General features: G+C 41.7%; 10 protein-coding genes and 1 rRNA gene. 4 read left to right on the top strand and 7 right to left on the bottom strand.

What is annotated here, in order from left to right:
- Positions 1-312, bottom strand: a 16S ribosomal RNA gene (locus AAEU31_RS10755); the annotation flags it as partial.
- 626 nt (positions 313-938) lie between these two features.
- Positions 939-1,796: a tetratricopeptide repeat protein gene (locus AAEU31_RS10750; RefSeq protein WP_421967205.1), complete on the bottom strand. Its 858-nt coding sequence runs from the start codon at positions 1,794-1,796 to the stop codon at positions 939-941.
- 83 nt (positions 1,797-1,879) lie between these two features.
- Here AAEU31_RS10750 and AAEU31_RS10745 point away from each other — a divergent pair, with 83 nt between their 5' ends.
- Complete coding sequence (locus AAEU31_RS10745) at positions 1,880-3,193, top strand: M20 metallopeptidase family protein (protein ID WP_421967204.1); 1,314 nt, start codon at positions 1,880-1,882, stop codon at positions 3,191-3,193.
- A 1-nt stretch (position 3,194) separates the two neighbouring features.
- On the opposite strand, the gene AAEU31_RS10740 is transcribed toward AAEU31_RS10745, so the two are convergent.
- From AAEU31_RS10740 to pomA, 4 genes are all read right to left on the bottom strand, one after another.
- Positions 3,195-5,105: a DNA topoisomerase III gene (locus AAEU31_RS10740; protein ID WP_421967203.1), complete on the bottom strand. Its 1,911-nt coding sequence runs from the start codon at positions 5,103-5,105 to the stop codon at positions 3,195-3,197.
- A gap of 66 nt (positions 5,106-5,171) precedes the next feature.
- Positions 5,172-5,648 (bottom strand): hypothetical protein, encoded by a 477-nt coding sequence (locus AAEU31_RS10735; protein ID WP_135923697.1) that lies wholly within the window; start codon positions 5,646-5,648, stop codon positions 5,172-5,174.
- Between the two features lie 129 nt (positions 5,649-5,777).
- A complete protein-coding gene (locus AAEU31_RS10730; protein WP_135923696.1) occupies positions 5,778-6,701 on the bottom strand; it encodes a flagellar motor protein MotB in 924 nt (307 codons plus the stop codon).
- A 3-nt stretch (positions 6,702-6,704) separates the two neighbouring features.
- Complete coding sequence (gene pomA, locus AAEU31_RS10725) at positions 6,705-7,472, bottom strand: flagellar motor protein PomA (RefSeq protein ID WP_135923695.1); 768 nt, start codon at positions 7,470-7,472, stop codon at positions 6,705-6,707.
- A gap of 271 nt (positions 7,473-7,743) precedes the next feature.
- Here pomA and xseB point away from each other — a divergent pair, with 271 nt between their 5' ends.
- The 3 genes from xseB (at position 7,744) to dxs (ending at position 10,830) form a co-directional block, all read left to right on the top strand.
- Complete coding sequence (xseB, locus tag AAEU31_RS10720; protein WP_054552565.1) at positions 7,744-7,986, top strand: exodeoxyribonuclease VII small subunit; 243 nt, start codon at positions 7,744-7,746, stop codon at positions 7,984-7,986.
- A 4-nt stretch (positions 7,987-7,990) separates the two neighbouring features.
- Complete coding sequence (ispA, locus tag AAEU31_RS10715) at positions 7,991-8,878, top strand: (2E,6E)-farnesyl diphosphate synthase (RefSeq protein ID WP_135923694.1); 888 nt, start codon at positions 7,991-7,993, stop codon at positions 8,876-8,878.
- Positions 8,879-8,967: 89 nt separating this feature from the next.
- Positions 8,968-10,830, top strand: coding sequence for a 1-deoxy-D-xylulose-5-phosphate synthase (gene dxs / locus AAEU31_RS10710; RefSeq protein ID WP_421967202.1), 1,863 nt, complete (start codon positions 8,968-8,970; stop codon positions 10,828-10,830).
- 59 nt (positions 10,831-10,889) lie between these two features.
- On the opposite strand, the gene AAEU31_RS10705 is transcribed toward dxs, so the two are convergent.
- Complete coding sequence (locus AAEU31_RS10705; protein WP_135923692.1) at positions 10,890-13,976, bottom strand: ligand-binding sensor domain-containing diguanylate cyclase; 3,087 nt, start codon at positions 13,974-13,976, stop codon at positions 10,890-10,892.
- Positions 13,977-14,000 lie beyond the last annotated feature (24 nt).

The raw sequence follows: 14,000 nt of genomic DNA, 5'->3' as shown, positions 1-14,000 counted from the left end.
GGCTGATCATCCTCTCAAACCAGCTAGGGATCGTCGCCTTGGTGAGCCATTACCTCACCAACTAGCTAATCCCACTTGGGCTAATCTTATGGCGTGAGGCCCGAAGGTCCCCCACTTTGGTCCGTAGACATCATGCGGTATTAGCAGTCGTTTCCAACTGTTGTCCCCCACCATAAGGCATATTCCCAAGCATTACTCACCCGTCCGCCGCTCGTCAGCAAAGTAGCAAGCTACTCTCTGTTACCGCTCGACTTGCATGTGTTAGGCCTGCCGCCAGCGTTCAATCTGAGCCATGATCAAACTCTTCAATTAAAAGTTTTTTCTGTCCCGAAGGACATGCTCAATGAATTCTGAATTTTGATACCTTTCGATATCGAATTGACTGTGCTGAAACAAGTAAACTTGTTTCCGTTGGTCACTCAGTTCAATTGAGACTCTAAATTTGTTTGCGTCATCTAGCGAACTAGAATCTGCTGTTAGAACTCAATCTGTACGAGTGCCCACACAGATGATTGCTTTATATTGTTAAAGAACGTTTCGAGTTGCTTTCGCGTCTCGAGGGATGCGTATAATACATCCTTAATTTTTTGAGTCAACACTTAATTTTAAACTTTCTTTTTAGACCGTTTTAAACCGAAGTTTTACTTAACTCTCTGTCAGTTTGTTCAGCGCTTTTCATTGCTGCCCGCCGTGTCAGTGGATGCGCATTATAGGGATGCGAAGAATTAACGCAAGCACTTTTTGTAGAAAACTACTAAAAACTTACCTTTCGCGCAAAAAACAAGCTAAAGGCAGTAAAAAACATAGTTTACTGTATAAAATACAGCCAACTTTTATCGAGAGGATCTTAAGTATTATCGAAATTAGGTAATACGCAAGTTTTTTTAAATAAAAAAGCGCCTGTATTTAAGTGGCGCTTTTATCAATCAACACTAGATTTAATACAAGATACTATATAATTTACGGCGATACTTAGAAGCAAGTGCATCACCATCAGGTAAAGAGGCAATGATTTCTAGGTATGTTGGTTTTGCATCCGCATAATTTAGATCTTTTTTAAGCACAGTAAATAACATCTCAAGTGCTTCTTCTTTGCGACCTGCAATGTTTAAGGCATTGCTTAGCTCTAGTTTTATCTCAAGATCATTTGGATATTTTTCTACTTTCGCTTGTAGTGCTTTTATTTCTGGTGAATCTGTTGCTGCTAACGCTTGTTCACATTTAGCTTGGATATTTGTGAAATACGCATCACGTTCATTTTCTGCAACCGAATCTAGTAATGCTTGCGCATCATCTAGCTTATGAATTTGAATACAGATATCAGCTAACACTAACTTTACACGAGTATGGTTTGGATCTAGCTCGTATGCCTGCTTTGCATAACTAAATGCATTATTTAAATCCTGATTAATTAACGCTTGTTTAGCTTGCTCAAGTAATAATTCATGTTGTGCGGGTAAATGCTTTGCTAACACATCACGAATTTGCTGCTCTGTTTGAGCACCAGGTAACATATCAACAGGCGCTGAGTCTTTTAACATCACAAGAGTGGGTAGTGCTTGCAAACCTATTTGCTGTGCAAGTTGACTTGCAAGTGCCTGCTCAACATCACAATCTAACGTTGCTACTAATAAATGCTCACCATATTCGTGTGCGATCTTCTCTAAAATAGCAGCTTGTTGATGACACTCTGGATTTTGTGCAGAGTAAAAAGTAAGTAACACTAATTTTTCAGCGGACGTTTCACCCAGTGCTTGCTGCAAATTTTGCGGGGTAAGATTTATCATATTATTCATTTGATTGATTGCACTATATAAGTATTTAAGTTTTGATATAGTGGCAAACATAACAATTACAAGTCCTACGGGTCGAGGTCATTATGAAATTATCTGCTATTTCTGCAGCTTTATTACTTCTTAGTCCATTCGTGCAAGCAACAACGCTCGATTTAAATCTTCAAAAAACCATGCCTGAGATTGAAGAGCTCTATTTAGATTTGCATCAATCTCCTGAGTTGTCATACCACGAAAAGAAAACAGGCCAAAAGTTAGCAAAGCAATTAAAACAACTGGGCTTTACTGTTACAGATAATGTGGGTGGTTACGGCGTTGTTGGGATATATAAGAACGGTGATGGCCCTACGGTCATGATCCGCACTGATACTGACGGCTTACCAATTGTTGAACAAACTGGTAAGCCATACGCCTCTAAAGTAACTGTTACTAATGATGCTGGTGCAACCGTTGGCGTAATGCATGGCTGTGGTCATGATATTCACATGAGTTCATTTATTGGCACAGCCCAACAGTTAATGACACACAAAGATCAGTGGCAAGGCACTTTAATGATGGTGGCACAGCCAGCAGAAGAAGTAGGAGGCGGTGCAAAAGCCATGCTGAAAGAAGGGCTCTTTACTAAGTACCCTACTCCAGACCATGTTATTGGTTTACATGTTAGTGCCAGTGTTCCTGCTGGCAAAGTTAGCATGAAAACAGAATATACGATGGCAAGCGTTGACTCTGTTGATATTACTGTAAAAGGTAAAGGCGGTCACGGTGCCTACCCACACACAACAATAGACCCTGTTGTAATTGCTTCACGTATTGTGTTGGCGCTGCAAACTATTACTAGTCGCGAATTGTCACCACTTGAACCATCGGTTATCACGGTAGGTTCTATTCACGGGGGCTCTAAACACAATGTCATTTCAGATGAAGTAAAACTGCAATTAACACTGCGTAGCTATAATCCTGAAGTACGCTTGCAACAAATCGCTGCGATTAAACGAATTTCTAAAGGCATCGCATTAAGTGCCGGACTTGATGAAAGCTTAGCACCTGAGGTATATGTACATGAAGATGAGTCAATTCCTTCGACTTACAATAACCCTGCACAAACCAATGTAGTGCGTTCAGCCATTGCTAATGCTATTGGTGAAGACAATGTACTTGAAACTGAAGCTGTAATGGCTGGTGAAGACTTTGGTCTATACGGTCGTACAGAACAAAACGTGCCAATTACTTTGTTTTGGTTAGGCGGTGTTGAACCGAGTCAATATGATGCAGCAATGCAATCTGGCGCAACATTACCGTCTTTACACTCAAGTAAGTTTGCACCTGATTACAAGAAGTCGCTCCCGACTGGGATTACTGCGATGAGTAATGCCGCGGTTGCCCTGTTCAACAAAAACTAGTTTAGGCTGACTTAGCTCTAGGCTTAGCTTTTCTTTTAAAACGTCGCTTTTGCGGCGTTTTTGGTAATTGGGAAAATACTTGACTGTCGCACTGCTTTGCTTGCTCAACTAAAGCATGCAGCTCTGCCAGTAATGGCGTTAAAAACTGCTGATAACTCATGTGTTGCTCAGCTATATTCCCTAATGATGCTTCCCACTTAGCTGTTAAATCAGGGCTAGCAAGCTGCTCTGGTAATGTACTAATGAGTGCTTTTCCTGTTGCCGTTGCTAAAATGTTTTTACCCTGACGCTCTAAAAAGCGGCGCTTAAATAAAAGCTCAAGAATACCTGCCCGTGTAGCCTCAGTGCCTAAGCCATCGGTTTCTTTAAGGATCTTTTTAATTTCAGGATCTTTCACATACCGGCTGATGCCTGTCATAGCACTTAATAAGGTAGCATCAGTAAAATGCGCTGGCGGTGTCGTCATTTTGTCTATCACTTCGCCTTGATTGCAATGCAGCAACTGACCTTTTTCAAGAGCAGGTAAGGTTTGCTCATCTTTTAACTCTGTTTTGCCCATCAATGTTTTAAAGCCTAGGCTAACATCTTGTTTAGCAGCTGCTTTAAAAAGCCCACCTGCAATTTCAACCGTTACTTTGGTTTCGTTAAATACATAGTCTGGATAAAACTGGATTAAATAATGACGACAGATCAACCGATAGACTTTTTGTTCATCACTATTTAATGTTGCTGAGCGAAGTTGTTTTTCGGTAGGTACTATCGCGTGGTGAGCTGCAACTTTGCTGTCATTAAAACATTTACTACGCTTGCTCGTATCAGCTTGCTTACAAGCTTCACTTGCTTGCCCTTCATTATTAGCAATAGCAGCAATAATTTTAGCTGCATCTTTATGATGCTCTTTTGGTAAATAGCGATTATCTGATCGAGGATAAGTAATTAACTTATGACGTTCATATAAACTTTGACAGGTATCGAGCACCTTTTGCGCAGGCATTGAAAACGCTTTTGCCGCATCGATTTGTAAAGCTGATAAGTTATAAGGTAGCGGCGCTTGTTGCTTTTTTTGCTTCTGCTCAAGCTCAACTACTTTAGCTGGCTGATTAGTTATTCGTGACACAACATTTTCAGCAAGTCCTCTATGTAATACCCGCCCTTCTTCATCTTGATAAGGTTCGCATGCTTTACTTGGCTGCCATTTAACAGAAAAAGTTTGCTGCTGCTCAGTTTCAAGATGAGCTAATACTTCATAAAAAGGTTTTGCTACAAAGTTCGCTATTTCATTATCACGATTTACAACTAAACCTAAAATAGGTGTTTGTACCCGCCCAACAGATAACACATTACCAAATCCAGCTTTTTGCCCAGCTAGTGTATAAGCTCGCGTTAAATTCATACCAAATAGCCAATCAGCACGCGAGCGAGCTAAAGCAGATACACTCAAGGGAATAAAATCACGATTCGATTTTAAATTATTAAGTGCTTTTTTAACTGCACTTAAGTTTAAATCGCTGATCAAGAGTCGTTGAATTTGCTGTTTTTTAGCTTGGCTTAGTTTGACCTGATCAATTACTTCATCAACCAATAGCTGGCCTTCACGGTCAGGGTCACCTGCATGAACTATGATACTTGCCTGCTTGATCAGCTTTTTTAATACAGTTAGTTGTTTACGGGTTTTTGCTTTAGGTTTTAATTGCCATTGTTCTGGCACGATAGGTAAGTGCTCAAATCGCCACTTTTTAAAACTTGCATCGTAATCATCGGGCTCTGCTTGTTCAAGCAAATGCCCTACACACCAAGAAACACAATCACCATTAGCAAGCTCTATATAACCATCCTGTTTTTTCTGTGGTTTTGGCAGCGCATCTGCAATGGCCCGTGCTAGGGAGGGTTTTTCGGCAATGTAAAGTTTCATAAAGCAACACTAAATACTGTTTTTATAAACAGTAGTCTAGCACAGGATTTTTAACTTAGGAATCGCTTAAGCTTGCTGACTTCGTCGAGTAAAGAGATAGATAAGTGGTAGGTAACAAACGACCACAGTACCAATATTGATTAGCGGTAGCAGAGTCTTATACATGTAGGTACTGTATGATAAATCCCAAAGATGGCGGTCGACCAAACGGAACAGTTGTAAAATTGGCGCCATAATAACAACAAGTTGTCCCAACACACTTTGCCATAAGTAGACTTTGTCTTTAATACCTAAATAAGCAATGATTGCCATCCAAGCAATATCATTAAAAGCCCAGACTACATAGCGCCAGATATAAATGTCATCAAATTCTTTTAAAGCAGAATAAATAAGAGTTCCATAAAGGAAAAAAGCAGCAGTAATAACAGAGAAATAAAAAGCAGGCCAATCTTTACGAAGATAAAAAATAATAATAGCTGGGCTCAAAATGAACACCCAGCTATTGCTTAAGATAACTCTAATTTCTACAAACCAGTCAGGCAAAATGTAGCGCCTTAATCAGTTTTATCGTCATCACCGCCATCACCATTGCCTGGCATATAGCTATATTTATCAACTTTTTTCATTTGTATACTCCATTACATCCGTTAATGAAGTTTCACTTTAATTGATTTATTGCCTCACATCAATAGGCTCAGATTCATGCGCCTTACCTTGCATAATAGAGATCTCGACTCGTCGGTTACGCCTACGATCTTCATCGGTTACATTCGGTACTAGTGGCCTTGTTTCTGCGTGACCTACAACCATCATACGAGATTTATCAAAACCGGGGGCCTTTTCCATTTCGCTAGCAACTGCCACCGCACGTTTTGACGACAAATCCCAATTGTTTGTATAAAGCTCATTCGATACTTGGAAATCATCTGTATGCCCTGACACGGTTATTTCACCCGGCACATCTTTTAACAGCGTAGCAATATCACGAATGATAGGTTTAAACCTAGGCTGTAAGAAAGCACTGCCTGATGGGAATGAACCATTCTCACGAATGCGAATAATAATTTGCTGACCTAGTGACTCAAGTTCAATCGCGCCATCCATAATTTGCTGCTCAAGCTGTTGGGCAATTTTCTTCACAAGCTCATTCGTTTGCTCTTGATCGGCTGCAGAAATTGACTGCTCCATTGCTTGTTGCTGAGCTGTGCTTTGTGATTCCCCGCCACGCTTATTACCACGCTGTTCTTGACGACCACCTGCAGAGCTTTCATCACCAGCCTGAAACTCGAGCATTTGTTGTGTCATCTCTACGGTTTGTTGTTGAATTGTCTCGATAGGAGTAGGTTCAGGTTTGCCCGGAGTGAACTCCATTGCAATGACCGAGGTCCCTTTTGGAATATCTTTTACTTCAATTTTATTTTGTACACCAAAAGCAAACTTCATTGAACCTGCTATCTGCTTAAACTTAAGAACATCCATTTCCGAGAAAGCAAGCAAGAGTACAAAGAAGCACATTAATAGCGACATTAAATCTGCGAAGGTTCCCATCCAGGCAGGTAACCCCGGAGGTGGACATTTGCACTCTTGATCTGACATGCCCTACTCCTCGGTATCGACTTTGCGTTTTGATTCAGCTAAATAGTTTTTCAAGATGCCTTCGATGACTTTCGGGTTTTGACCATCTTGAATACCCAGTACCGCATCAAGAATTAAACGTTGGTTGAGGGCTTCTTCATCTTTACGCAGCTCTAGTTTTACCTGAATTGGAATTGCAACAACGTTTGCCAAAAAAGCACCATAAAGTGTTGTTAAAAGAGCTACAGCCATTGCAGGACCAATTGCTTTTGGGTCATCCATGTTAGATAACATTGCAACCAAGCCAATTAGCGTGCCTATCATCCCCATCGCAGGAGCGATATCAGCAAGCGACTTAAATAAACCTGCACCAAGTTCATGGCGAGTAGCGGTGAGGGAAATATCTTTTTGCAGTGTGGCACGAACTACATCAGCATCATGACCATCCACTAACATATCAACCCCTTTGCGCATAAAGCCATTAGGGATTTCGGCTTCTTCTAATGCTAAGAAACCACCTTTACGTGCTGAGTCAGCTAATTCTACTGCTTTTTCAATTAATTCTTCTGGCGATTCAATTTTGAACATAAAGGCTTTTGCAGCGACCTTACCAATGCCCAAAAACTGCCCCATAGTGAAGTTCGATAACACGATAAAAATCGAACCACCAAATACAATGACCACCGAAGGCGTGTTATAAAACATTGCAACTTGGCCGTCACTACTTAATACCATCGACATAGCAATTAAGCCTATGGCACCAAGAATACCTATTATGGTTGCTAAATCCACATACCCCTCCAGAGGAACAATTACACGACACCAACGGCATCAAATTTTTATTATTAACTGCTTATCGGCAAGCAATTGAATTACTTAAATCATTAAATGAATTAATTTTATTTTAATGTAAGATTTTTAAGCTACAAGTTGCCGCTACTTCTAAAACCGTAAAAATAGCATATTGATTTCCTTTTATGCGCAAAAAAACACATCATTCTTTGACCTAGTTTAGCATTCCCCCTAAAATTGGCCTCACTTTCTATTAGCTATCGAGGCCACTATGGCAACAAAGAAACCAGAAAACTTGAGTTTTGAAGAAGCACTGGATGAATTATCTCAGATTGTTGCACAAATGGAGCAAGGTGAACTGTCTTTAGAACAATCGCTAAAACAGTTTGAGCGTGGTATAGCGCTTGCGAATGCCTCATCTGGAAAATTACAACAAGCCGAACAAAAAGTGGCCATATTAATGGGTAACGATAGCCAAGCTCCTCTTAGCAACTTTGACTCAAACTTGGACTAATTAAGTGCAATTAAAAGAACAATTACAACGCGCTCGAGAAGACGTTGAAGCACATTTAAACCGCTATTTCGAACTGCCACTAAACACTGAAAAAACCATTAAAGAAGCCACTCATTACGGCGTTTTAAATGGTGGTAAGCGCTTACGTCCTTACCTCGTTTATGCGACGGGCCGCATGATGGGAGCTGACAAAGCTGACCTTGATATTCTTGCCGCTGCTATTGAGTGTATTCATAGCTACTCATTAGTTCATGATGACCTACCAGCTATGGATGATGATGACTTAAGGCGTGGCCGCCCTACTTGTCATATTGTTTATGGTGAAGCGCAAGCTATTCTCGCCGGTGATGCTCTTCAAACATTAGCATTTGATTTAATTGCTAACCATCAGTTTGCAGTACCTGCGACACAACAGGTAAGAATGATCGCCTCGTTAAGCAAAGCCTCAGGTATAGAGGGTATGGTAGGTGGTCAGGCACTTGATATTGAAGCCACTGATAAAGCAATTACAGTCGAAGAACTAGAACGTATTCATCAACTTAAAACTGGCGCATTACTCAACTGTGCAATTACCTTGGGGGCTTTGGCCGCGCCGCAATGTGATGAGCAAACGTTAAAGCAGCTTAATTTGTTTGGTCAAGCAATTGGTCTGGCTTTTCAGGTACAGGACGATATTCTCGATGTAGAGGCAGACACCGAAACGTTAGGCAAACCGCAAGGTTCAGATATTGCGGCCAATAAAGCGACCTACCCTGCATTATTAGGTATGGCAGGCGCTAAGCAAAAAGCACAAGACTTATTGGCTCGGGCTCATAAAGCACTTGAGGCTATTGATTACGACACCCGCGAGCTGGCAAGCCTTGCTAGCTATATTGTTGAGCGTAATTATTAACGTCTAAAAAAGAAAGACAAAATAACTAAAAAATCAGAGCAGCAATGGGCTATAATGCACTCTGGTTAGCGAAGGATGTATATAAAATCATGACACTTGATAGTAGCAAGTATCCATTATTAAGTTTGGTTGACGAACCAGTACAACTGCGTGATATTGCGCAAGATAAGTTACCTGCGTTTAGTAAAGAGTTACGCGAATACCTGCTTAATTCAGTTTCGCAAAGTAGTGGTCATTTAGCATCAGGTTTAGGTACTGTTGAGTTAACAGTGGCCCTTCATTATGTCTATAACACCCCTGAAGATCGTTTAGTATGGGATGTGGGTCATCAAGCATACCCGCACAAAATCTTAACGGGTCGCCGTGACCAAATGCATACTATCCGTCAAAAAGACGGTTTACACCCTTTCCCATTCCGTGAAGAAAGCCCTTACGACACCTTCAGTGTTGGTCATTCAAGTACTTCTATTTCTGCAGCGCTCGGCATGGCTATTGCCGCTGAAAAAGAAGGTAAAGATCGTAAAACGGTTGCTGTTATTGGCGATGGCGCAATTACTGCTGGTATGGCATTTGAAGCGATGAACCACATGGGCGATGTAAACCCTAATGTGTTAATTATCTTAAACGATAATGAAATGTCGATTTCAGAAAACGTAGGTGCCCTAAACAACCACTTTGCACGTATTTTGTCTGGTAGCTTCTACACCAATATTCGCGAAGGCAGTAAAAAACTTCTTTCGGGTTTACCGCCAGTGAAAGAACTTGCCAGCCGCATGGAAGAACACCTAAAAGGTATGGTCATTCCGGGCACATTCTTTGAAGAATTAGGCCTAAATTACATCGGCCCAATCGACGGTCACGATGTCAATATGTTGGTCGATACCTTACGTAATATGCGTAACCTTAAAGGCCCGCAGCTACTGCATATTAAAACGCAAAAAGGTAAAGGTTATAAACCTGCTGAAGCGGATCCAATTGGTTACCATGGCGTACCAAAATTTGATCCGAGCATGTCTAAATTACCAAAATCAAAACCTGGCGCTGCCACATTCTCAAATGTGTTCGGTGACTGGCTTTGTGATATGGCAGCACAAGATGACAAGCTAATGGCGATTACTCCTGCTATGCGTGAAGGCTCAGGCATGGTTCGTTTTTCTAAAGAGTACCCAGCGCAATACTTTGATGTAGCAATTGCTGAGCAACATGCTGTAACGCTTGCAGCTGGTTTTGCCTGTGAAGGACTAAAGCCTGTTGTTGCTATTTATTCAAGCTTTTTACAACGTGCGTACGACCAACTTATTCACGATGTGGCATTACAAAACCTACCGGTTTTATTTGCTATTGACCGTGCAGGGATTGTTGGTGCTGATGGTGAAACTCACCAAGGTGCTTACGATTTAAGCTTTATGCGCTGTATTCCTAATATGATTATCATGGCGCCAAGCGACACTAATGAGTGCCGCCAGATGCTGTATACAGGTTACCAATGCAATCAGCCTGTTGCCGTACGATACCCACGTGGTAGTGCAGGCAATTGTGATGTTGAATCAACAATGAGTGCGATTGAAATTGGTAAGGCGCGAAGTATCAAACAAGGCAGTAAAGTGGCAATCTTGTCATTTGGTACGCTACTAGAAAACGCCAAGTCAGCTGCTGAAGAGCTTAATGCAACAGTGATTGATATGCGCTTCATTAAGCCTCTTGATACAGAGACTATTAGCGAGTTGCTGAGTAGCCACGATGTAATTGTTACCCTAGAAGACAACGCCATTGCTGGCGGTGCGGGTTCTGCTGTGAATGAGTACTTAGCTGCAATTAAAGCAAATGTGACTATCTTGAACTTAGGTATTCCAGATGAATTCATTAAGCATGGTACGCAAGACGAAATGCACGCAGAAATGGGCTTAGATGCAAACGGTATCTTAACTAGCATCAAAGAGTTTATGGCCTAAGCCGTACACTAATAAAACTAAAAAGGAGCCTTAAGGCTCCTTTTTTGTCATCGTTTATATTAGCGCATCCAAACCTTAATATCAGCAAGACCTGTTTCTTGAAGAACACCCAGTTGTTTATCAACATTATTATTTTGCTCAAACTCAAAAGCATCTAATTGTTCATCAAAGGTAATATTTGCAACGCCATCACCACCGCGCTTTTTCACTTGGTGTAGCGCGATATCAGCTAAATTAACAGACGTTTCCCAGCCAATCACTTGACCACCCAATAAAGGTAATGGATAGAAAGACCAGCCAATAGACGCAGTGATGGTGGTCGATTCCCCATTTGGTAGCCTAAATGGGTTTGCTGCAATTGCTTCACACAAGTCAGCAACATAATTGTCTATGGCTGTACGTTTAAAATCACGTAATAAGAGTAAAAACTCATCGCCACTCCAGCGTGCGACATAGTCTGAGCCTTGTGTCCGGCTATTCAACAATGTCGCCATTTGCTGTAAACAACTATCGCCTGCAAGTGGTCCATAGGAATCATTGATGCGGCTAAAGTTATCAAGGTTAATTATCAGTAGCACCAACGACTTACCCTGTGCTTGCAATGATTGCGAATTACGTTGGAAATGTTCAATATCTTTAGGGAGCTGATCAAACAAGAAGCGACGACTACGAAGCCCTGTAAGCTCATCTGAGTGACTGACTAACTTAAGCTGAGAGTTTACTTGATTGAGCTTATCGTTGGCTTCACGAAGCTCTACGGTGCGCTCTGTTACTAAGCTTTCAAGTGCTAATTGTTTACGCTTCTCTTGCGCCCTAAACACCCAAAACACGAGGTAGAACAATAAAATAAAACTACTTGTGATCAAGAGTCTAAAGTAAATGGTCTCGTCAAAGCGACGTGGAACAACGAATGTGTACTCGGTACGACGAGCCTTTTGCCAATCTTCACCACCACGTTTGGCTTCAAGCTGAAACAAAAATGCCCCCGGCGGTAAATTTGTATAAATAGCCTCACGGCGGGTGTTTGCATAGCGCCAATCACTGTCTAAACCACTCAGTCGATATCTAAACTCAATACTTGAAGGAGCAAAATAATCAATTGCGGTATATTTGATTGTCACATCGCGCTCATCAATTTGTAACTCAGGTTTATCACCTAAAGTAGCGGTACTTAAGCTTCGCAGCGGCGTAATAATACTTTCAATACGCGGCTTAAGCGCTTGCACACCAAAAAGCTCAACACTTTTAGGTATTTCAACTACCCCTTGTAAGCTTGGGTACCAAATAGAGTTACCTGTGTCTGCTACAGCATCATGGCCAAGACCAGCACAGCACTGACTGGCTTTACCATCTAATTGTCGGTCAAATGATGAGATCACTTGCTCTACTTTTAAGCTCTCGATATCAGTACCAAATTGCTCTACCGGCATGCGGTAAACGCCCTTCATGGTACTTACCCAAATACGTTTTAACTGTTTGTCATAAACAAGGCTGAAAATCGAGCCGTAAGGTAGGCCGTCTGTTGCATCAAGTTGACGCCACTGACCTTGGGTGCTGCGATAAAATAAACCATCGTTAAGAGAGCCAATTAATATCCCCACCCCTTCAATATTTAAAATACTGGTGACATAAGCGCTTTCTAAACTGGTTTGGTCGCCAATTTTTTCAATACCACGGTCAGTAAAGTAATAAGCCCCTTTACTGGTACCTATTAAGCCAAAATTTTGCTCATCAAGCACATAGGTAATAAATTTACTGCTCAAGAACGCATTGTAAGCAAAAGGTGTTAAGCCACCGTAACTTAAACGGTACATACCGCGGCCAGTACCGAGCCAAAAACCGCCTTTACTAGAACGGCTAATTGCGAATACAGGGTTATCACGCAGTGCTCGTCCTGGCACTGTATACAAGGTTTGATTTTCGTAGTAAAAAACACCGCGACCTGTAGCAATGTATAAGCGGTCACCATCAAACTGTAAGTCGTGAACTGCAGCCCGACCAAACTGATTACTTGGTATTTGATTTACAAAATTCTTATTGTAATCGAAGTAGCCGACACCACTGCGGTTAGCCACCCATAGTTTGCCATCAGGTGCTTGGCTAATCGCCATCACCGCTTCTGTCATATTTGAAATAGCTGAGTGGCGCTCAATACGCCCTTCGTGAGCAAGCCATAACCCCTCACTGAAACTTGCCAGCCAAATATTATTTTGATTATCACGGAAAATATCTGCAAACCAAATACTTTGATCAAGCTGACTTGGCTCAACCCATTGCCAGTCACCAGAGTTATCTCTAAAGAGTAAACGGCCATAAGTTGAAATCCACAACGCCCCATCTGAGTCGCTCATAAACTTGTAAACGGCAGAGTTACTCGCGTTAGGGAGTGGGAATGGACGCAGCTCGTCATCTAAATCAAGAAAGTAGGCACCAAGCTCAGAGGCAAGGTATAAATTACCCTCAAGCCACGCCATATCATGAATGATGGTTTGCGCTAGGCGCTCAGGTAGAGAGACTTTTGCGGTAAGTTCTAAGCGCAGCTTTGCAAAATCAGATGAAGTATTAGTTAAACGTAGTAAGTGGCGCTCGTTAACCAGCCAAATACCTTCTGGCGACAACGCCATTTGGCTCACTGAACCAACTATTTGCGTGATTGCCGTAGCATTTGATACTGGCACGACTAACGCAGAGTTTTGGTTTAGGGTGACTTGATTTCGAGCAACATAATAAAGGCCGTTGGCTGCAATCCAGATACTGCCTTTCGAGTCTTCAAGAATGTCGCGCACTGGGCCTTTAACATTAAAGGTTTGCGACATCATCGTTCTTGGATCGAGGGTAACTATCCCGTTTTTAGTGCCAACCCAAAGTAACCCTGTACTATCAACTAATAGCTTGTTAATACCGTTACTTGGCAAGAAATCACTATTTTGTGTGTTGAAGTTGGTGAAAGTATTACCATCAAAGCGGCTCAAACCGAACTGAGTACCCAGCCACATGTAGCCTTGCTCGTCTTGAGCGATGCTCTTAAGAGATTGAGATGGCAAGCCGTTTTGGATATTCCATTGTTTGACGACGTAGTCAGTAATAGATGCAAACGCAGGCATACTGCATAACACCAACAAACAGACAACTAAAAATCGCATCATATACTTGCCACCAAGTAACACTGT

It is taken from the genome of Pseudoalteromonas thalassia (assembly GCF_049257215.1).
GTDB lineage: Bacteria > Pseudomonadota > Gammaproteobacteria > Enterobacterales > Alteromonadaceae > Pseudoalteromonas > Pseudoalteromonas lipolytica_C.
Note: the sequence above shows the minus strand (reverse complement) of the source record. Positions and strands in the feature narration are given on the sequence as shown.

Coding starts and splice junctions, on each gene's coding strand:
- AAEU31_RS10750 (WP_421967205.1), bottom strand. CDS start 1,796: ATGAATAATATGATAAATCTTACCCCGCAAAATTTGCAGCAAGCACTG.
- dxs (WP_421967202.1), top strand. CDS start 8,968: ATGACACTTGATAGTAGCAAGTATCCATTATTAAGTTTGGTTGACGAA.
- AAEU31_RS10745 (WP_421967204.1), top strand. CDS start 1,880: ATGAAATTATCTGCTATTTCTGCAGCTTTATTACTTCTTAGTCCATTC.
- AAEU31_RS10705 (WP_135923692.1), bottom strand. CDS start 13,976: ATGATGCGATTTTTAGTTGTCTGTTTGTTGGTGTTATGCAGTATGCCT.
- xseB (WP_054552565.1), top strand. CDS start 7,744: ATGGCAACAAAGAAACCAGAAAACTTGAGTTTTGAAGAAGCACTGGAT.
- AAEU31_RS10740 (WP_421967203.1), bottom strand. CDS start 5,105: ATGAAACTTTACATTGCCGAAAAACCCTCCCTAGCACGGGCCATTGCA.
- AAEU31_RS10730 (WP_135923696.1), bottom strand. CDS start 6,701: ATGTCAGATCAAGAGTGCAAATGTCCACCTCCGGGGTTACCTGCCTGG.